Genomic DNA, 19,168 nt, shown 5'->3' on the forward strand with positions numbered 1-19,168 from the left:
ATGCTCCTAAATTACATAATCAAAGGGGGATTTGTTTGCGTTGTTATCAACAATATCCTGGATTGTAACGCTGTCAAGATATTCTACTATCACCTTGTACAATCCCTTCCATACGGGTAGGGTTACGCAGGTTTCTGCTCTGTCACACATAATAGGAGAATTGTCAAGACATGAAACAGGTGCAAGACCACCCTCGGTTAAACGAAGAACATCGCCAACCGTATATTCATTTGCATTTTTTGCAAGACGGTATCCACCCTGATAACCACGATTTGTACGCAATACATCCGGTTTATTCAATATAGCAACAATTTGCTCAAGATATTTTTTTGAAATTTCCTGACGCTCTGCTATATCCTTAAGTGATACAAATCCGTCACCTTGATTTTGTGCCAAATCAATCATCATACGAAGTGCGTATCTTCCTTTTGTAGAAATCTTCAAGACTATCATCTCCAATCCTATATTCTTATAATACCACCAAAAAGGTAGGTTTTCAAGAATTTTATTAAAAACGGCATAAAGCTAATGCCTTATGCCGTATAAATTAGGAGTTGAAGGTAAACTCATTATCCTTATAATCAACCGTGCAGGTTGAATTTTCGGTAATGGTTTTGTCCAAAATCAATTCGGACAGCCTATCTTCAATTTTTGATTGAATTGCTCTTCTCAAAGGTCTTGCGCCGTATATCTTGTCAAAGCCCTCCTTTGCAAGCTCATCAATGGCGTCATCAGTAAAGCTTAAAGTGATTCCCAAATCCTCGGTACGCTTTTGAAGAGATTTAAGCATACGACGTGCAATTTCCTTAATATCATCTTCATCAAGCTGATTAAATACAATTATATCATCAAGACGGTTAAGGAATTCAGGCTTAAAGGTTCGTTTCAGGTCAGGCATAACAAGCTCTTCGATAGACAATGGCTTGCCGTCACTTTGACCGAAGCCGAGAGCCTGCTTGTCATCGGTAATCTTTGATGCACCGACATTAGATGTCATTATGATTATTGTATTCTTAAAGGACACACGTCTTCCCTGCGAATCCGTAAGCACGCCATCCTCAAGAATTTGAAGAAGCATATTAAATACATCGGGATGTGCCTTTTCAATTTCATCAAAAAGCACAACACTGTAAGGCTTTCTTCTAATCTTTTCAGTCAGCTGACCGCCCTCATCAAAACCAATATAACCCGGAGGTGAACCGATAAGCTTTGATACCGTATGCTTTTCCATATACTCGGACATATCAAGCTTTACTATTGCATTTTCATCGCCAAACATAGCCTCTGCAAGCGATTTGCAAAGCTCTGTTTTACCAACACCGGTTGGACCGAGAAAGATGAATGAGCCGATTGGTCTGTTAGGATTTTTTAGACCTACTCTGCCACGTCTGATTGCTTTTGATATAGCGGATACTGCTTTATCCTGACCGACAATTCTTTTGTGAAGAATATCCTCCATATTAAGCAGGCGTTCACTTTCCTCCTTGGTTAACTGTGCAACAGGCACACCTGTCCAAGACGATACAACCTGTGCAATTTCCTCAGAGGTTACAGCCTTTGCCTCATGGCTTGAGGAATTCTTCCACTTTGTCTTTTCTTCATCAAGAAGCTTTTTAAGTTCGTTTTCCTTATCTCTTAAGGTAGCGGCACTTTCAAATTCCTGATTGGTTACGGCATCCTGCATTTCTGCATCAAGCCTTTTAATTTCATCCTCCATATCCTTAAGATTTTGAGGCAAGGTATAGGCATTTAGCCTTACTACAGAAGCCGCTTCGTCAACAAGGTCTATTGCCTTGTCAGGCAAAAATCTGTCGTTAATGTATCTCGATGAAAGCTTAACTGCACTTTCAATAGCGTCATCGGTAATTTTTACCTTGTGATGCGCCTCGTATTTATCTCTTAATCCCTTAAGGATAGCAACAGTTTCTTCCTCTGTCGGCTCACCTACGGTTACGGGTTGAAATCTTCTTTCAAGTGCTGCATCCTTTTCTATATTCTTTCTGTATTCGGAAATAGTTGTAGCACCTATAACCTGAATTTCACCGCGTGCAAGTGACGGCTTAAGAATATTAGCGGCATCAACTGCACCCTCGGCTGCGCCTGCGCCCATAATATTATGGATTTCATCAATAAACAGGATAACATCCTTATTCTCAATAACCTCATCCATTGCCTTTTTTATTCTCTCCTCAAAGTCGCCTCTGTATTTTGTACCGGCAACCATAGATGTCAGATCAAGAGAATAAATAGTTTTATTTAAGAGTAGCTCGGGTACCTCGCCGTTTACAATTTTTAATGCAAGTCCCTCGGCGATTGCTGTTTTACCTACACCCGGCTCACCTATCAGGCAAGGATTGTTTTTACTTCTTCTTGATAGGATTTGGATTACCCTTTTAATTTCATCCTCTCTGCCGATTACAGGATCGATCTTGCCCTGTCTTGCAAGCTCTGTAAGGTTTTTACCAAACTCATCAAGAGTTGGAGTTTTGCTTTTTGATTTTTTCTTTGAGGATGGTTGAGCACCGGACTCATAGCTGTTGTTGCTTAAATCCTGAATCAAATCATCAAGAACACGCTGTGGGTCTGCACCGGATTCAATTATAAATCTGACTGCATAGCTGTCCTCCTCCTTAAGCAATGCAATAAGCAAATGCTCTATGCTTACATAGGTGTTACGCATTGTCCTTGCGATTTGGTAGGAAAGCTCAATAATCCTCTTTGCCCTCGGTGTAAAATCATCCGGGCTTAACGAGGTTGGATGACCGATGCCAATCCTTTCCTTGATAATATCATTTATAGCCTCGTAGGTTATGTTGTTATTTATTAAGGCAGGAACAGTAGTTCCCTGACTTAACAGTCCTATAAGTATATGCTCTGTGCCGATATAATTATGGCCGTAGCTTTCGGCACTTTTTATTGCGAGATTCAAAACCTCATTTGCCTTTGTTGTAAATGAATTAAAGCGATACATAAAATCATCTTCTTTCATTATAATTTATTTCTGACAATTTCTGCCCTCATAGTCTCGCACATCTGTTGGGTTAAATCTGATTTTGAAGAATTAACAAGTGTTGCATCAAACAGGTTGTAAATCAGCTCACCTATCAACTCATACGAATATTCAAAATATCCCAATGCAATACCAAGCCTAACATATGAGATGCTATCCAAAAGTTCCTCAAAAGAAAGCTTCCTTGCAAGCTTAAGTATGCCCAATGTGCGATATATTTTATCCTCAAATTCTGTATCCGATTTGAGATTTTCTCTGATATTTCTTTCCTGATTAACAATTTGAGTACAAACCGCGTCAAGATTATCAACAGCAGATTTTTCCGTAATACCGAGAGTGACCGTATTTGTCAAAACATAAAACGATCCCGATCCGTTATTGAAAAGCTCTTTAAGAGTAAATCCAAGCTTGCTAACGGTTGTTGCGAGTTTGGAAATCAAGCCCTTTTCAGCTAATGCGGGCAAATGCAATGCAACCGATACCTTTAGGCCGGTTCCCAAATTCATTGGGGATGATGTTAAAAATCCGTATTTTTTTGAAAACGAAATATTAAGACCATTAATAAATATGTCATCAACATCATTTGCCTTGTTGTATGCCGTATCAATATTTTGTCCCGGGGCAAAAGATGTAATTTTAATGTGATCCTCTTCGTTAATCATAACGGTTACATCCTCTTCCTTTGACAAGAGAAAGGAGGATTTGCTGTTAAGGAAGTCCTGTGAAATTAATTCCTTTTCCGCATAGGACATTGCCTGTGCCTTTGAGCAATCGGTTAAATTAACCAAATCAAATTCCTGTGCCAAAGGAGAATTCTTAATACAGGCAAATACCTTTTTAACAACCGATCTTTTCAGCTCGTCTGACATTTTTGAAGGAAATACCGTATTTTCAAGATTACGCACAAGCACTGCCTTTGAATACAATACAACATCACTGTTGTTTGACGAGGTTTCGTACCATTTTTTCATCTTTTAATCCTCCCCTTGTATTTCCTTTATCTTGTCACGCAAAACTGCAGCATCCTCAAATCTTTGCTCCTTAACGGCCTGCTTAAGCTGCTCCTTAAGATGCGACAGGGAGTCATTTACATAGCTGTTGTCCACTGCCTCTGTATAGGTTACATTTTTTCCGATATGCTTTACCTTGCCGTGAATTTTCTCAATGCTTGGTGAAAGTCTGTCCTCAAATTTGCTGTAGCAATCGGCGCATCCGACATGACCTGTATCAACAATATCCTTGAAGGTTGAACCGCAGGTAGCACATCTGTTAAGTCCTACAAGAGAATTAAGTGATGAGCCTGTGCCTAACAAATTTCCAAAGAAGCTGTCACCGAATATACTGTCGATGGAAAACGGCTCAATTTTGAATTCGTCCATTACTCCAAGCTCCTTTGCACATTTCTCGCAAAGATACATCTCTTCCTTCTGTCCGTTAATAACGCGTTTAATATGAGTATTAGCCTCATTAATATTGCAATGTGTACATTTCATAAAAATCGCCTCCGTTAGTCAATGTAGGCAAGAAGCATTTGCTTTAGCTGACTTGCCCTGATTGTGTTTGCATATTCCCTTGGAATACACTTAAAATTGTTGTCTGATATTGCGCAAACCATCATCTTTGTTGCCTTGTCGTCAATCAGCTTTTGATAATTGCAATTTATAAGGTTTGCCTTTGCGCTGCGCTCATCAATACTGTTGCCGATTGAATTGATAAATCCCATTAAAGCATTCTCTCTGCTGTCGGCACGGGTTATCAAAATGTAACCTCCGCCGCCTCGTCTGCTTTCTATTCTATACCCCGCTTCGGGTGTAAACCTTGAGGTAATTACATAATTTATCTGACTCGGAACACATCCTATTTGATTTGCCAAATCGTTTCGCTGAATTTGAACTGTTGAAGTGTTATCATCAAACATATCAAGAATCATATCCGCGATTATATCACTCATCTTCACTTTTTAATCATCTTCTTTCCTAAAAACAAGACAATAATCAAATTTGACTTTGACTTTCTTTGTCCTTTGATTATGTTATATCACAAAGGTCAAGAAAAGTCAAGAACTTTTTTGATAAACATAAAAGAAAATTTTTCATATAATAAAATATATACCTTTGGCTGTTACGGCAGGTATAAATTAATAAATATGTGGGTGAATGGATATGAATATTTATAATTCACGCAGTAAGGACTGCTGCGATTCTTTTCCGATAAAGCACTGCCCTCCTCCTATATGTCCACCGGCTCCGCCTATGCCTCCTTGTCCGTGCGGAATAATCGGTCCAACAGGACCGACAGGTCCAATGGGTCCTACGGGTCCGCAGGGTGTTCAGGGATTTCAGGGAATAATTGGACCGACAGGACCGACTGGTCCGCAGGGTATTCCCGGTCCTGACGGTGCAACAGGTCCTACAGGTCCGCAAGGTACTGTGGGATTAACCGGCCCGACAGGTCCAACAGGACCGACGGGTCCGCAGGGCTTAACAGGTGCAATTGGTCCAACAGGACCTACCGGACCGACGGGTCCTGAATCTACTGCAGAGTTTTCGTCGTTTTATGCATTAAGTCCGGCAACCGGAGCAACTACTGTTTCTCCCGGTCAGGCAGTTGAATTCCCAAGCACAAGTGTTCAGAGTCCTCAAATTTCAAAGCTGACTGATTCAACATTTAATTTGGCACAGGTCGGCACGTATCTTGTAAATTTCAGAGTTAACAGTGACCTTGAAGGTCAGCTTCAGGTTGCACTAAACGGCACGGGAATTGACAGTGCATTGTTCGGTGGTAGCTCGCAAAAGGGTTATATAGACGGCACTGCTGTTATAACAACTACTGCTGAAAACTCTGTTCTCAGCATTATTAATCCTACTACAAGCACAGCTGATATTACAATTATTCCGGCAGTTGGAGGAACAGCTCCAACCGTCTCAAACCTTTTGATTGTAAAGCTTTCGTAGTATACAGGTGGCAATATGCCACCTTACATAACAAAAAATGGTGATGAATATGAAAATATCCGTTTATGCAATATGCAAAAATGAAGAAATGTTTGTAAATAGATGGATGAAATCCATGTCGGAGGCTGATGAGGTGTATGTATTAGACACAGGATCAACAGACAACACCGTTGAATTACTGAAACAAAACGGAGCAATAGTACATGAGGCAAGCATCATTCCTTGGCGTTTTGATGTAGCCAGAAACAAATCATTACAACTCGTGAGTAAAGACACCGATATATGTGTTTGTACAGATCTTGACGAGGTGTTTACACCCGGATGGAGAAAGGCTCTTGAGTCAGTTTGGACCGATTCGACTGATTGTGTAAGCTACAAATATGTATGGAGCTTTGACGAGGACGGAAAAGAAAAAACATTTTTTAATATTGAAAAAATTCATAAAAGGATAGGTTTTCAATGGGTACATCCTGTTCACGAGGTACTGCAATATATCGGAAACAAGCAAAAGCGTACTGTATACACTGACAAAATAATTCTTAATCATTTCCCCGACAACAACAAATCAAGAGCACAGTATTTGGAATTACTTGAGTTGTCTGTTACCGAAAGCCCCGACGATGACAGAAATATGCATTATTTAGGCAGAGAATACTATTTTAGAGGAATGTGGGAAAAATCAATAGAAACATTAAAAAAGCATTTGCAGTTAAAATCGGCAAATTGGAGAGATGAACGATGTGCTTCAATGAGATACATTGCAATGTGCTATATAAACCTTGAAAAATATACCGATGCTCAAAAATGGTACGAAATTGCAATAAAAGAAGCCCCGTATTTAAGAGAGCCATATATTGAATATGCAATGCTTGAATATAGAAACAAAAATTGGAATAAGGTTATTCATTTGTTGCAGGATGCAATAAAAATCATTGACCGAAAGCAAACATATATTACGCAATCGTACTGCTGGGACAGCACTCCATACGATTTATTATCTAACGCCTATTACAATATAGGAGAAATTCAAAATGCATTAATATATGCTCAATACGCACTGTCGCTTGATGAAAATAATGAAAGGTTAAATAATAATGTAAGAATATTAAAAAGACTTATCGGAGATTAAGCCGATAAGTCTTTACTTATTATTTGTATTCTATTCCGTTTTCCCTACACCATTCGGCAATTTTATTTTTTACATATTTATGTTCAAAATCGCCATAGCCGTTACCGATTTCAGGATAAGCATTGCTGTATTTCCAAAATGTTTCAACATAGTCGGTGTCGGACACCTTTTCAAAATTTGCTGCGAGCTTTTTATTATTAATACTACTTATATATGCTCGCATAATTTCGACATCACTAACCTTGACATAAGGAATATATCCGTTTGAAATCATAAGCTGAGATTTTGCAAAGCCGTCATTAATATCGGCGTCCGCAATGTCACTAACATTTTTTAAGGTATAATCCTTCATAGAAAAGCAATAGCCGTTTTCTCCGGACCATGCCTTATTAATTGAATCGTCATTAATTATAAATATACCCATATAACAAACCTTACTTAATAGAATTCATTAAACCGCCGTTTTTAATGATGTTTTGAATAAACGGTGGGAAAGGCTGTGCCTGATAGGTTTTGCCTGTTGTTATATTTGTAATAACTCCACTGTCAAAATCAACCTCAACCTCATCATTAGCCTTAATATCCCTTGCAGCCTCATCACATTCAAGAATAGCCAAGCCGATATTGATAGCATTGCGATAAAAAATTCTTGCAAACGTTGAAGCGATAACACAGGAAATACCTGAAGCCTTAATTGCAATCGGAGCGTGTTCTCTCGATGAGCCGCAACCGAAGTTTGCCTCGGCAACCATAATATCACCGGGCTTAACATTTTTTGCAAAATCAGCGTCAATATCCTCCATACAGTGTGATGCAAGCCACTCCTCGTCGGAACGGTTAAGGTATCTTGCGGGAATAATTACGTCTGTATCAACGTTATCGCCAAATTTATGTACTCTGCCTTTTGCATTCATATCTGTATACCTCCTTATATGCTTTGGGGATCGGCAATATAACCTTTAATTGCAGATGCGGCTGCAACTGCGGGAGATGCAAGATATATTTCCGACTTTGTGTGGCCCATACGACCTACAAAATTTCTGTTAGAGGTTGAAACTGCTCTTTCCCCGGAAGCAAGAATACCCATATGACCGCCAAGACACGGACCGCAAGTCGGGGTTGAAACAATAGCGCCTGCCTTGATAAAGGTTTCTACAATACCTTCCTTAACGCAGTTAAGATATATTGTTTGAGTGGCAGGAATAACGATTACACGAACACCGTCGGCAACCTTTTTGCCCTCAAGGATTTTTGCGGCAACACGCATATCCTCCATTCTGCCGTTTGTGCAAGAGCCGATAACAACCTGATCAATATCAATTCTTTCTATTTCATCAATTGTCTTTGTATTTTCAGGCAAATGAGGAAATGCAACAGTAGATTTAAGAGTAGATAAATCAATAGTAATTGTTCTTTCGTACTCTGCATCAGCGTCAGCCTCAAACACCTTATATTCCCTTTCGCTTCTGTCCTTAACATATTCGAGTGTAACATCATCAACCGGGAATATACCGTTCTTTGCACCACATTCAATAGCCATATTTGCAATGCAAAGTCTGTCATCCATAGAAAGCTCTTTAACACCGTCGCCTGTAAATTCAAGAGATTTATACAAAGCTCCGTCAACGCCAATTTCGCCGATAAGATGAAGAATTACATCCTTACCGGAAATGTAGCCTGTTTTTTTACCTGTAATAACAACCTTGATAGCAGACGGTACCTTAAACCATGCCTTGCCTGTTACCATACCGGCAGCCATATCGGTTGAGCCGACACCTGTTGAAAATGCGCCTAAAGCACCATACGTACAGGTGTGAGAATCGGCACCGATAATGCAATCTCCGCAGGTAACAATTCCCTGCTCGGGAAGAAGAGCGTGCTCAATACCCATATTGCCGACATCAAAATAATGAGTAATTCCGTTTGCCTTGGCAAATTGGCGAACCTGCTTGCAGTTTTCGGCAGACTGTATATCCTTGTTAGGAGTAAAGTGATCCATAACAAGAGAAATTCTTGTTTTATCAAAAACTGATTTTTTATCAAATTTATTCATTTCGTTAATAGCAACAGGAGATGTTACATCGTTGCCGAGCACCATATCCAAATTTGCCTCTATAAGCTGACCTGCAACAACGCTTTCAAGTCCTGCATGAGCAGCCAAAATCTTTTGGGTCATAGTCATTCCCATAGTCGAGTCCTTCTTTCTTATATATCCTCGGTAAACGAGCCTTCTCCTCTTTGCAAAGAGGTAATACCTGTTCTTGCAAGCTCTACAATACCAAACTTTTCTTCTAATTCCTTGATAAAATTATCAATGGTTTCACCCTGACCGGTATATTCAAGAGTAAATGTTTCAAGAGAAATATCACGTACTCTTGAGCCATACACCGCATTCAATTCAAGCAAAGCATTTTTCTTTTCTATACCCTTTGCATGAACCTTTACCAAAAGCAACTCGGATGATACCGAATTTTGTGCAGTAAGCTCTGCAACCTTTTTTACAATTTCAAGCTTCATAAGCTGACGCTTAATCTGTCTGAAATTTTCAGGCTCTGTATAGGTCTCAATAGTCATACGGGAAAACTTTTCGTCCTCTGTTTCGCTTACGGTAAGTGAAGAAATGTTATATGCACGTCTTGAAAACAGGCTTGCTACTCTTTGAAGAACACCGCTTTCGTTATCAACAAGAACTGATAATATCAACTTTTCTTTCATAACACTTTCCTCCTTAGTTAAATTCCTCAATAATATCCGTATGAGCTCCTCCCGGAGGGATCATAGGCAATACGTTAGAATCCTTGCTTATTCTGCAATCTACGAGTACAGGTCCGTTATAAGCAAACACCTCGTCCAATACAGTATCAATATCATCGTTTGTATTGATACGCATTCCCTTTACGCCAAAAGCCTCGGCAACCTTTACAAAATCTGTTGCTCTGTGTGGATCGGTGTCTGAAAATCTGTTGTCATAAAAGAGCTTTTGCCATTGACGAACCATACCCAAAACAGTATTATTCATAATGAACATCTTAACAGGAACATTATATGATGCAACCGTTGCAAGCTCTGACAGATTCATATGGAAGCCACCGTCACCTGCAAACATAACAACCTGCTTATCGGGGCATCCGATTTGTCCGCCGATTGCGGCACCCATAGAGTATCCCATGGTACCCAAGCCACCTGATGACAAAAGTGTGCGAGGCTGAACATATTTGTAAAACTGTGCAGCCCAAAGCTGATGCTGACCAACGTCTGTAACAATGATAGTATCATCTGCAGTTTTTGCATCAATCTTTTCTATCAAGGTCTGCGGATTAACATAATCACCGATTTGAAGCTGATTGAACGGTCTGCTAAAGCTCTTTATATCGTTTCTCCAAGCAGAATGATCCTGCTTTTCAACAGCATCGGTAAGCATTGGAATAATCTCTGCCAAATCTCCGCGAAGGTGATAATTTGATACAACATTTTTATCCATTTCGGCAGCGTCGATATCAATATGTAAAATTTCTGCATTAGGAGCAAACTTTGCTCTGTTGCCTGCAACTCTGTCGCTGAATCTTGCACCGCAAACAATAAGTACGTCACAATCATGAGCAGCTTTATTACACTCAAAGTGACCGTGCATACCAATTAAGCCAAGATGTAAGGGATGTCCGTAAGGAAAGGCACCCAAGCCCATGAGCGAAGATACAACAGGACAGTCAATCTTTTCAGCGAACTTGATAAGATCCTTGCCTACATTTGAGGAAACAGAGCCACCACCGCAATAAATAATCGGTTTTTTTGCACCGTTTATAAGATTAACAGCTCTGTCAAAGCACGATTGCTTTGGTGATTTAGCCTTATCGGGAACAACCTTGTCCTGCTTTTTATATTCACATTCAGCAGCAGTAATATCCTTTGGAATGTCAACAAGTACTGGACCTTTACGTCCTGTTTGAGCAATCTTAAATGCACGACGGATAGTGTCAGCCAAATCTTCAACCTTTTCAACCTGAAAATTATGCTTGGTGATAGGCATTGTGATACCGCAAATATCTACCTCTTGGAAAGAATCTCTACCAAGACCTGATGTCGCATAGTTACATGTGATGGCAACAACAGGAACACTGTCCATATATGCAGTGGCAATGCCGGTAACAAGATTTGTACAGCCCGGTCCCGATGTCGCAAAGCATACGCCAACCTTACCTGTTGCTCTTGCATAGCCGTCAGCAGCATGAGCGGCCGCCTGCTCATGCGCTGTCAAAATATGATTAAATGTATTGCCGTACTTGTAAAGCTCATCAAAGATGTTAAGGATAGTACCGCCCGGATAACCGAAGATGGTGTCAACTCCCTGCTCTTTAAGAACCTCAAGTACGATTTGAGAACCGTTACGTTTCATCAAAACCCCTCCGTTTGTTAAAGTAATCACATCAATTAAAATATAATATTAGTTAGTATTTTATTCCATATGAAATCCAATGTCAAGTCAATATTTATACTTGTAAAAAAATGTATATTGTTATATAATAACTTGAAACAAAAACAACAAGGAGCTAATCAAAATGAAATTAGGAATGGTAGGATTGCCAAACGTCGGCAAAAGTACGCTATTTAACGCTATTACAAACGCAGGAGCACAAAGTGCAAACTATCCGTTTTGCACAATAGAGCCGAACGTAGGTATGGTAAGTGTTCCTGATGAAAGACTTGACAAGCTTGCCGAAATGTATCAGCCGGACAAATTTACACCTGCTACAATTGAATTTGTTGACATTGCCGGACTGGTTAAGGGCGCAAGCCGGGGCGAAGGCTTAGGCAACAAGTTTTTGTCGCATATCAGAGAGGTTGACGCTATTATTCACGTTGTAAGATGCTTTGAAAACGATGACATTACACATGTTGACGGAAACATAGACCCTGCAAGAGATATTGAAACAATTAACCTTGAGCTTATCCTGTCGGACCTTGACATTTTATCAAGAAGGGTTGACAACAGAAAAAAGGCTATGAAGGGTGACAAAACCATTGCAGGCGAGGTTGCCTTTCTTGAACGACTTATTGCTGAAATGGAGACGGGCAAAACCGCAAGAGCTTGCGACATTTCGGACGACGAAAAGGAGTTTCTAAAGGATGTTGCACTGCTTACAATTAAGCCTGTAATATATGCCTGCAATATGGGTGAAAACGATTTTATTGACGGTATAGATAACAACAAATTCTACAACATTGTTAAGGAAATTGCATCTGATGAGGGAGCCGAAACATTCCCGATTTGTGCTGAAATGGAGGCTCAAATAGCAGAGCTTGACGCAGACGAAAAGCAAATGTTCCTTGAGGATATGGGGCTTGAAAAATCAGGACTTGACAGACTTATCAAGAAAAGCTATTCCCTTTTAGGATTAATCAGCTATCTTACCGCAGGAAAGCCCGAGGTCAGAGCTTGGACAATCAAAAAAGGAACTAAGGCTCCTCAGGCTGCCGGTAAAATCCACACGGACTTTGAACGTGGCTTTATACGCGCCGAGGTCGTTTCTTTTGATGACCTTATGGAATGTGGTTCAATGAACGCCGCAAAGGAAAAAGGACTTGTTCGAAGCGAGGGCAAGGAATATGTTATGAACGACGGAGATATAGTTCTGTTCCGTTTCAATGTATAAATTGTCAAAAAATAAACAAAATTGTTGACAGTATTTACCTTTTAGTATATTATTATATTAAAGAAGTGTTAATATGTAGTTATGGAGGTCATATGACTGATATAAAAACAATCTCGGATAATGACCTAATAACTTTACGCAAAAATGAAGATGCGATAAATGAGTTGATAATAAGATATAAGCCTGTTGTTGAGGCTATCGCTGTAAAATACATCAACTCACCTCTTGAAAAGGAAGATCTTGTTCAGGAAGGTATGATCGGTTTGTTGGCGGCAATTAACTCTTACAAAAAAGAAAAGGGTGCTTCATTCGGCACTTATGCAAGACGCTGTATAAATAATTCAATTCAATCAGCACTAAAAAAGGTGTCAAGGCTTAAGGATATTCCGCAGTCAAGCCTTGTATCTCTTGAAGAGGATTATTTTGATGATGTTGTGCATTTAAGTGCAGAGGATGAATACTTGGCAAAGGAAAGTGTATCAACCCTTAATTCCGTACTGTATGAGGAACTATCAAGCTTTGAAAACGAGGTTTTAAGGCTTTACATTATGGGATGCAAATATAACGAAATTGCCGAAAAGCTTGACAGAAACACAAAAGCTATTGACAATGCTATCCAACGTATTCGTAAGAAACTCGATGGAGTTGCTTTTTGAATAATTCCCCGGCAAAATCTTTAGAGAGGTAGGACAAATCATGTACGAAGACAAAACATTGGTTTGCAAGGACTGCAACAATGAGTTTATTTTTACTGCAGGCGAGCAGGAATTTTATTCTGAAAAAGGCTTTGTAAATGAACCACAGCGTTGTAAGGCATGCAGAGATGCAAGAAAGCAAGCTGCAAAGGCACCGAGAGAAAATCACGATGCAACCTGTGCCGAATGCGGTAAGGCTTGTGTAGTTCCGTTTAAGCCAACCGACGGCAGACCTGTATATTGCAGTGAATGCTTTGCAAAAAGAAACCAATAATACATAAAAACAAAAGCAAAAATCCACCTGTAAAAAGGTGGATTTTTTTACTGATTTCTTATTGCGGTTAAGGCGCTGACCTTGACAGATTTTTTTGCCGGAGAAAGGCCTGCGAGTATACCTATACCTGCCGAGAAAACAACACCGCAAATTGCAAGCCACGGCGGAATATACGAAAGATACAGCTTAACATCATCGCTGACACCAAGTGCACCCATACCGCCCATATTAGACATCACAATCCGCCCTATTGTATTGGCGGTGATAGACACAAAATAACTTATTGTAACACCTATTAAGCCTCCTATACCGCCGATAATTGCCGCTTCATACAGAAACATTGCCTTAATATCCTTAATTTCACAACCAATAACCTTTAGTATACCAATTTCCTTTTGGCGTTCAAAAACAGACATCACCATTGTATTGCTGATGCCGAAAGCGGCAACAAACATTGATACGGCACCGATAGCGCCGAGAACAAGCTGAACAATCTTCATAACCTTCCTTGAGCTTTCAAGCGCCTCATCATCACTTGAACAGGAATACCCTGCACTTTGAATAGTATTTTTTACATTTTTAATCTTATCTCCGTCCTCAACATATACGGAAATACTGTTATATTGAAGCTTATCCTTCTTGCCCGGATTCATCATTTGACTTTCCTTAACAAGACGCTTTGCAAAATCAAGATCAATATATATGGAATATTCAGAATCATAATCAGAGCCTGACGAGCTTTTCAATACTCCCGAAACATAAAGCTTTTGCTTTGTACCGGTTTTGTCAACAGTACCGTCAGCTACATCACCGTCGCTTGCCTTTGGTGCAATCAAAAAAGTATTCTTCATAGGGTCAATATCACAGGTGTCAATTTCATAATCCTTGTCGTATGTATACTTAACGGAATTGCCCTGTGCGTCCATAAAGCTTGTTACAACCGTTTTACCAAAGAACGCACAGTTTTCCTTTGACACACCGGAAAAGTCACCTTTTTCAAGCTTGTAGCCAAGCTCCTGCATCTTTGAAATATCAATACCGTAAACAATACCTGTGTAAGAATATTTACCGCAGGTAATGGCAACATTTTGATCAACAGACAATGTTGGTATTACAGCCTTAACCCCGTCTATCCCCTCAAAATATTTTACGGCAGAATCATCAAAGGGAGGCGCCTGACCGTCATTTTCCTCCATAGCCATAGAATATACGGAAATTTTTGTAATTGACGAATTTGATTTATATTGATCTGTAATCATTTTGTCAATACCAAGACCGATCGAAAGCATAATTATGATAGCGCAGGTTCCTACAACAACACCGCAAATTGTAAGACGGGTTCTTGTTCTTCTGTTTCTCAAATTCTGCCAAGCAATAGATATAAGATCAGATTTCTTCATTAAAATCTACCTTACCTTTCTTATGCTTTTTCTTTTTTAACACAACCGCAGTAATTATCAATGCAGCTAAAAGCGCAACACCCGCTATGACACCGACAACAATTTTTGTACTGTTTGATTTATTATCTGTCTCACTGTCATCAGGTGTATCGGGTTCAACAGGAAACGGATCAACATATTCTTCTGCAGTAACCTTGAATTCCTGCTTTATGCTCTTTTTATCCGTATTGTCATTTTCATATTCAAAAATAATTGTAAGCTTATAATCCCCTACCTCATTAAATGTTATGGGAAGATTATAATTACTTGAATACTGTTCTCCGGGTTCAATAGAGCCGATATATGCGGAATTCAGCTCATTACCGTCAGAGTCGACAACCTTAACAGTACCGTTATTAAGTACAGTTTTACCTGAATTAACAAGCTTAAAGCCACAGTCAGATTCCTCACCTACAGTTACGGTTTTATCTGCCAAATCTACATTTGTAAACATTACCTTATCAGGCTGAACAACAGGAACAGACATTGTTAATTCCTCTGTTCCCTGTTGCTTTTGACCTGCCTCAACATATTCATAGGAAATTGATGCAACTATCGGATAAACTCCTGATGGTGCAGAATTCAGGCAGGTAAAATTCTTTGAAACACTAACAGATGAATTTGGGTTAATGTGGTCAACGGATATTGTATCGGTACCGTCTGCAACCACAAATGTTTCTCCGCCCGAAACCTTAATAATAACATTTTTTGCCTTAATGCTTTTTGAGTTATTTTTTACGGAAAATGAAAGATTAAATTTCTTTCCGCCTTTGATTGTTTTTTCACCGTAGCTAAATCCACCGATTACAAGCCTTGGAGTCAAGCTAATACCGGAGTTACTTGACTTTGAAGAGGTGCTGACAGTAAATGTTGCCTCTGCTGTCCCCTGCTCAACTGCACCTGCTCTTATATACTCATAAGTAATGCTGACAGAAATCGGGTGCATTCCGGAAGGAGCAGAATTGCTGCAAACAAGCTTTTTTGTTATGTTGGCTGTAGCACCCTTTGAAATACTGCTTTTATATACAGTGTCTACACCGTTTGAAACGCTGAACACATCACCGCCATTTAGCTTTATATTTACATTTTTAACATCGTAGGAAGAGCTTTTATTTGTAATATAAAAATCAAAATTAAATTTGCTTCCTGCTTTAACGGGCTTGTCAAATTTGTCGTATGACATTACAAGCACAGGTGCTCCTGCGTCGGAGGATTGTGAGCCTGCATAAGTCATAATACTGAAATTGGCATCAGAGGTAAGACCGTTATATTCACAACTAACGCCAACCGTATGAGTACCCGCAGGAGTATCCTTGTTACATATAAAGGTTTTCTTAACAGTAACCGAAGAAGAAAAGCCCGATGTATATTCTGTATCGGAGGAATTATAAACAGAAAACGCGTCTCCACCGTTGAACTTAAACACACAATCATCAACATATGCGGCTTTAACATTTGTTGCCGTTACTGTAACGGTAAAAATATCACCCGGATAAATCTGCTTTTTATCAACCGAAAAATCGGAAAACACTACCTTTGGCATGATAGGTGAATAATCGTCCTCGGCTGCAAATGCCGGAATTTGAGACGTAATCATCATAATAATTACTAATACTGCCGAAATAAAGCTATTAATCTTTTTCATTTTTACTATCCCCATTCATATCATTTTTTGAAACAGAAACAACCTTGCCGTCGCTTATTTTTACTATGGTATCAGCATATTTAGCGACATTAATATCGTGAGTTACCATAATAACAGTGTTATGCCGTTCATTAACTATATTCCTAATCATCTGCATAACCTCACGAGTTGTATTGCTGTCAAGATTACCCGTAGGCTCGTCGGCAAAAATTATACTCGGGTCTGTTACAAGTGCTCTTGCAATACCTACTCTTTGCTGTTGACCACCACTCATTTCCTCAGGCTTATGCATATATCTGTCTGCAATGCCGACAAGCTTTAGCATTTCGTAAGCCTTCTTTTCCCTTTCCTGCTTGCCTATGCCTCTAAATGTTAAAGGAAAAGCAACATTTTCAAGAGCGGTAAGCGTTTGTAAAAGATTATACGACTGAAAAATAAATCCCGTATATCTTTGTCTGAATTTTGTAAGCTGTTCCTCGCTGAGCTGTTCAATCTTAAATCTGCCTATTTGAATCTCGCCCTTTGTCGGTCTTTCCAATCCTGCAAGCATATTCAGCAATGTAGACTTTCCGGAGCCCGATGTACCGAGAATAGCTACAATTTGTCCCCTCACAATTTCTAAATTAACATCGTCAAGAGCTTTTATTGTTTCATCACCGACAACATAGTATTTTGACAAATTTTTTGTTTTAATAAGTACATTATCTTTCATAATTTGCCTCACGTTTTGTTTGTATCTTTATAGTAACATATTAAACTAATATGTCAACAAAAACAGCATTTCTTTCCATAATCTTAACTTTTCAAATGTTAGATTTTTACATTGTAATCATAAAGTTAGAATCATCTTGATATAAAAAGCAAAAAGAAGCCTGAAAATCAGACTTCGTTTGGGTATAGTTTTCTAACTTGTATTTGTCATATTTTTTGTCAGTTATTGCGTAAGCATTTGTATAATCAATAGTTAAATATTTACTCCACTTTCTTTAAAAGTAATAGTTTTACTATCTAAATCAATTTGATATTCAATTCCTAATGGTAATAATCCCGTTGGAGATGCGTGACCAATATTAACATTGTAAATTATTCCTAAATGTTCGCAATCAAATTCTTTAACAATTTTCTTGAAAACATCTTTGTATTTCTCATAATACATCTCATCCTGACAGTGACGTCCTCTGTGTAGATATTTCATTTTTCTAAACAGGTTTTTCGCTTGAAATTTTTCCATTAAATTTCTTTTTGTTTGACAATTTTTTCTTATCTCTTCTATCCATAGAATTATCACGCCAAGTTGAAAGATTAGAGATACACATTTTCAGAAAAGCATTGATATAAACATCAAGACATTCTGTTGTACCATTAAAATTATACCCATTAACAATAGGCTCATCATCTTGCAAAAACATTTCTCTTATTTCAAAAACATCAAGAGGTTTTCCGCTTTTATCAGCAAACCAACAGCCAAAAGAGGGGTCAAAAGCACACCATTTGTCAAGCTCACTTATATATGCTCGGCAAATAAAATGACAATTTTTTAATACAGTTGAACACATACAAACAGGATATGCTTTAATTCCAACAGCGACAAGACAATCTGCAAAAGAGATTGCTTTTAACCTACAACAAAGTGCTTTTTTAAAAGATTTGCCGAAAGCATATTTTAAAATATCTAGTGTGTTATCTGTCAGTGGATGAAGCTGTGCTCCATTGTAAAAAGTGTTTTGTGTAAGCCAATTTAAAACCTGAATAACCTTTTCAAAATCGGTATCGGCAGTAGCAATTTCAGAAAGTTTGTACCTTTCATTAAGTTTATTGTGAAGTTCATAGGTGGCAGAAGTATGTGCTAAATCAGTTTCAACTAAATTTTCATTTTCAAGATAGTATTTATCTCTTATCTCTACCGGGTCTTTTTCAAGCATCTTTACATAATCAAGTTCTCGTACGAACTGTTCGTATTTTTTAGGATTTGTCTGCAACGGAAGACTTTTAATCAAAGCTTTTATATTCATTTTATTTTACCAACCATATAGTTTATAATTTAATTATACCATATCCCCACCAAACAAATCAACTTGAATACATATTCTCGTGCCTGTGGTTTTAAGTGCTAATAATTTAAAAAATAACATAGAACTTTTTACGTTATATGATAAGCGGTATTTTGTCAGTGAATTTTGTGAAAAATATACTCATTTTAACAAAAAGAACAAGTGATTTTCTAATGCAGAATAATGGGCATTATTGCGTGTAAATAGTATAAACATTTTTACTGGCGCAGAAGGAGAGACTCGAAAGCTTTGCTTTCGCTGCTTGTTTTATATATCCTTGCTCCTCTGCCTGCGGCATACCGTCGCAAATGGATTAGTGA

The 19,168-nt window shown here is 38.7% G+C and carries 20 protein-coding genes; 5 read left to right on the plus strand and 15 right to left on the minus strand.

The window, feature by feature from the left end:
* Positions 1-6 precede the first annotated feature (6 nt).
* From Q0P34_RS02130 to Q0P34_RS02150, 5 genes are all read right to left on the minus strand, one after another.
* The gene (locus tag Q0P34_RS02130) at positions 7-444 is read right to left on the minus strand and encodes an Rrf2 family transcriptional regulator (protein ID WP_294952193.1); all 438 of its coding nucleotides are present in this window, start codon (positions 442-444) and stop codon (positions 7-9) included.
* Between the two features lie 103 nt (positions 445-547).
* Positions 548-2,971 carry an ATP-dependent Clp protease ATP-binding subunit gene (locus Q0P34_RS02135; RefSeq protein WP_294952251.1) on the minus strand — a complete coding sequence of 808 codons (2,424 nt, stop codon included), beginning with the start codon at positions 2,969-2,971 and terminating at the stop codon, positions 548-550.
* A gap of 17 nt (positions 2,972-2,988) precedes the next feature.
* Entirely contained in the window at positions 2,989-3,981 is a 993-nt protein-coding gene (locus tag Q0P34_RS02140; protein WP_294952196.1) for a hypothetical protein, read from the minus strand.
* A 3-nt stretch (positions 3,982-3,984) separates the two neighbouring features.
* Entirely contained in the window at positions 3,985-4,503 is a 519-nt protein-coding gene (locus Q0P34_RS02145) for a UvrB/UvrC motif-containing protein (protein ID WP_294952198.1), read from the minus strand.
* Between the two features lie 14 nt (positions 4,504-4,517).
* A complete protein-coding gene (locus Q0P34_RS02150; RefSeq protein WP_294952200.1) occupies positions 4,518-4,961 on the minus strand; it encodes a CtsR family transcriptional regulator in 444 nt (147 codons plus the stop codon).
* Between the two features lie 211 nt (positions 4,962-5,172).
* Between Q0P34_RS02150 and Q0P34_RS02155 the strand changes: the two genes are divergently transcribed.
* Together Q0P34_RS02155 and Q0P34_RS02160 are read left to right on the plus strand one after the other, a co-directional pair.
* Positions 5,173-5,964, plus strand: coding sequence for a collagen-like protein (locus Q0P34_RS02155; protein ID WP_294952202.1), 792 nt, complete (start codon positions 5,173-5,175; stop codon positions 5,962-5,964).
* A 43-nt stretch (positions 5,965-6,007) separates the two neighbouring features.
* Positions 6,008-7,093 (plus strand): glycosyltransferase, encoded by a 1,086-nt coding sequence (locus Q0P34_RS02160; protein WP_294952205.1) that lies wholly within the window; start codon positions 6,008-6,010, stop codon positions 7,091-7,093.
* Between the two features lie 19 nt (positions 7,094-7,112).
* On the opposite strand, the gene Q0P34_RS02165 is transcribed toward Q0P34_RS02160, so the two are convergent.
* Genes Q0P34_RS02165 through ilvB form a run of 5 tightly spaced genes read right to left on the minus strand, consistent with a single transcriptional unit; the run spans position 7,113 to position 11,486 of the window.
* Positions 7,113-7,517, minus strand: a complete 405-nt coding sequence (locus tag Q0P34_RS02165; protein WP_294952207.1) for a hypothetical protein — start codon at positions 7,515-7,517, stop codon at positions 7,113-7,115.
* A 10-nt stretch (positions 7,518-7,527) separates the two neighbouring features.
* Complete coding sequence (leuD, locus tag Q0P34_RS02170; protein WP_294952210.1) at positions 7,528-8,007, minus strand: 3-isopropylmalate dehydratase small subunit; 480 nt, start codon at positions 8,005-8,007, stop codon at positions 7,528-7,530.
* Positions 8,008-8,021: 14 nt separating this feature from the next.
* On the minus strand, positions 8,022-9,281 hold the full coding sequence (gene leuC / locus Q0P34_RS02175; protein ID WP_294952213.1) for a 3-isopropylmalate dehydratase large subunit: 1,260 nt from the start codon (positions 9,279-9,281) through the stop codon (positions 8,022-8,024).
* Between the two features lie 17 nt (positions 9,282-9,298).
* On the minus strand, positions 9,299-9,808 hold the full coding sequence (gene ilvN, locus Q0P34_RS02180; RefSeq protein WP_294952217.1) for an acetolactate synthase small subunit: 510 nt from the start codon (positions 9,806-9,808) through the stop codon (positions 9,299-9,301).
* A 13-nt stretch (positions 9,809-9,821) separates the two neighbouring features.
* Positions 9,822-11,486 carry a biosynthetic-type acetolactate synthase large subunit gene (ilvB, locus tag Q0P34_RS02185; protein WP_294952222.1) on the minus strand — a complete coding sequence of 555 codons (1,665 nt, stop codon included), beginning with the start codon at positions 11,484-11,486 and terminating at the stop codon, positions 9,822-9,824.
* A gap of 163 nt (positions 11,487-11,649) precedes the next feature.
* Here ilvB and ychF point away from each other — a divergent pair, with 163 nt between their 5' ends.
* From ychF to Q0P34_RS02200, 3 genes are all read left to right on the plus strand, one after another.
* On the plus strand, positions 11,650-12,744 hold the full coding sequence (ychF, locus tag Q0P34_RS02190) for a redox-regulated ATPase YchF (RefSeq protein ID WP_294952226.1): 1,095 nt from the start codon (positions 11,650-11,652) through the stop codon (positions 12,742-12,744).
* A 92-nt stretch (positions 12,745-12,836) separates the two neighbouring features.
* On the plus strand, positions 12,837-13,400 hold the full coding sequence (locus Q0P34_RS02195; protein WP_294952230.1) for a sigma-70 family RNA polymerase sigma factor: 564 nt from the start codon (positions 12,837-12,839) through the stop codon (positions 13,398-13,400).
* Between the two features lie 40 nt (positions 13,401-13,440).
* Positions 13,441-13,713 (plus strand): zinc-ribbon domain containing protein, encoded by a 273-nt coding sequence (locus Q0P34_RS02200; protein ID WP_294952234.1) that lies wholly within the window; start codon positions 13,441-13,443, stop codon positions 13,711-13,713.
* A gap of 47 nt (positions 13,714-13,760) precedes the next feature.
* Here the strand turns inward: Q0P34_RS02200 and Q0P34_RS02205 are convergent, their stop codons facing one another.
* The 5 genes from Q0P34_RS02205 to Q0P34_RS02225 all read right to left on the minus strand — a co-directional run bounded on the left by Q0P34_RS02205 (position 13,761) and on the right by Q0P34_RS02225 (position 18,809).
* Positions 13,761-15,113 (minus strand): FtsX-like permease family protein, encoded by a 1,353-nt coding sequence (locus Q0P34_RS02205; RefSeq protein ID WP_294952237.1) that lies wholly within the window; start codon positions 15,111-15,113, stop codon positions 13,761-13,763.
* Entirely contained in the window at positions 15,100-16,797 is a 1,698-nt protein-coding gene (locus tag Q0P34_RS02210) for a CARDB domain-containing protein (RefSeq protein WP_294952239.1), read from the minus strand. Before Q0P34_RS02210 ends, Q0P34_RS02205 begins: the two co-directional genes overlap by 14 nt.
* Positions 16,784-17,509: an ABC transporter ATP-binding protein gene (locus Q0P34_RS02215; protein WP_294952242.1), complete on the minus strand. Its 726-nt coding sequence runs from the start codon at positions 17,507-17,509 to the stop codon at positions 16,784-16,786. Before Q0P34_RS02215 ends, Q0P34_RS02210 begins: the two co-directional genes overlap by 14 nt.
* 252 nt (positions 17,510-17,761) lie before the next feature.
* Positions 17,762-18,028 carry a hypothetical protein gene (locus Q0P34_RS02220; RefSeq protein WP_294952245.1) on the minus strand — a complete coding sequence of 89 codons (267 nt, stop codon included), beginning with the start codon at positions 18,026-18,028 and terminating at the stop codon, positions 17,762-17,764.
* Complete coding sequence (locus tag Q0P34_RS02225) at positions 17,997-18,809, minus strand: hypothetical protein (protein WP_294952248.1); 813 nt, start codon at positions 18,807-18,809, stop codon at positions 17,997-17,999. Before Q0P34_RS02225 ends, Q0P34_RS02220 begins: the two co-directional genes overlap by 32 nt.
* Positions 18,810-19,168 lie beyond the last annotated feature (359 nt).

Source organism: uncultured Eubacterium sp., from assembly GCF_945980375.1.
GTDB lineage: Bacteria > Bacillota > Clostridia > Oscillospirales > Acutalibacteraceae > Eubacterium_R.

Bases quoted from the DNA above. Each gene is read 5' to 3' on its own strand.
- Q0P34_RS02135 (WP_294952251.1), bottom strand. From the start codon at position 2,971: ATGTATCGCTTTAATTCATTTACAACAAAGGCAAATGAGGTTTTGAAT.
- Q0P34_RS02140 (WP_294952196.1), bottom strand. From the start codon at position 3,981: ATGAAAAAATGGTACGAAACCTCGTCAAACAACAGTGATGTTGTATTG.
- Q0P34_RS02145 (WP_294952198.1), bottom strand. From the start codon at position 4,503: ATGAAATGTACACATTGCAATATTAATGAGGCTAATACTCATATTAAA.
- Q0P34_RS02150 (WP_294952200.1), bottom strand. From the start codon at position 4,961: ATGAGTGATATAATCGCGGATATGATTCTTGATATGTTTGATGATAAC.
- Q0P34_RS02155 (WP_294952202.1), top strand. From the start codon at position 5,173: ATGAATATTTATAATTCACGCAGTAAGGACTGCTGCGATTCTTTTCCG.
- Q0P34_RS02160 (WP_294952205.1), top strand. From the start codon at position 6,008: ATGAATATGAAAATATCCGTTTATGCAATATGCAAAAATGAAGAAATG.
- Q0P34_RS02165 (WP_294952207.1), bottom strand. From the start codon at position 7,517: ATGGGTATATTTATAATTAATGACGATTCAATTAATAAGGCATGGTCC.
- leuD (WP_294952210.1), bottom strand. From the start codon at position 8,007: ATGAATGCAAAAGGCAGAGTACATAAATTTGGCGATAACGTTGATACA.
- leuC (WP_294952213.1), bottom strand. From the start codon at position 9,281: ATGGGAATGACTATGACCCAAAAGATTTTGGCTGCTCATGCAGGACTT.
- ilvN (WP_294952217.1), bottom strand. From the start codon at position 9,808: ATGAAAGAAAAGTTGATATTATCAGTTCTTGTTGATAACGAAAGCGGT.
- ilvB (WP_294952222.1), bottom strand. From the start codon at position 11,486: ATGAAACGTAACGGTTCTCAAATCGTACTTGAGGTTCTTAAAGAGCAG.
- ychF (WP_294952226.1), top strand. From the start codon at position 11,650: ATGAAATTAGGAATGGTAGGATTGCCAAACGTCGGCAAAAGTACGCTA.
- Q0P34_RS02195 (WP_294952230.1), top strand. From the start codon at position 12,837: ATGACTGATATAAAAACAATCTCGGATAATGACCTAATAACTTTACGC.
- Q0P34_RS02200 (WP_294952234.1), top strand. From the start codon at position 13,441: ATGTACGAAGACAAAACATTGGTTTGCAAGGACTGCAACAATGAGTTT.
- Q0P34_RS02205 (WP_294952237.1), bottom strand. From the start codon at position 15,113: ATGAAGAAATCTGATCTTATATCTATTGCTTGGCAGAATTTGAGAAAC.
- Q0P34_RS02210 (WP_294952239.1), bottom strand. From the start codon at position 16,797: ATGAAAAAGATTAATAGCTTTATTTCGGCAGTATTAGTAATTATTATG.
- Q0P34_RS02215 (WP_294952242.1), bottom strand. From the start codon at position 17,509: ATGAAAGATAATGTACTTATTAAAACAAAAAATTTGTCAAAATACTAT.
- Q0P34_RS02220 (WP_294952245.1), bottom strand. From the start codon at position 18,028: ATGGAAAAATTTCAAGCGAAAAACCTGTTTAGAAAAATGAAATATCTA.
- Q0P34_RS02225 (WP_294952248.1), bottom strand. From the start codon at position 18,809: ATGAATATAAAAGCTTTGATTAAAAGTCTTCCGTTGCAGACAAATCCT.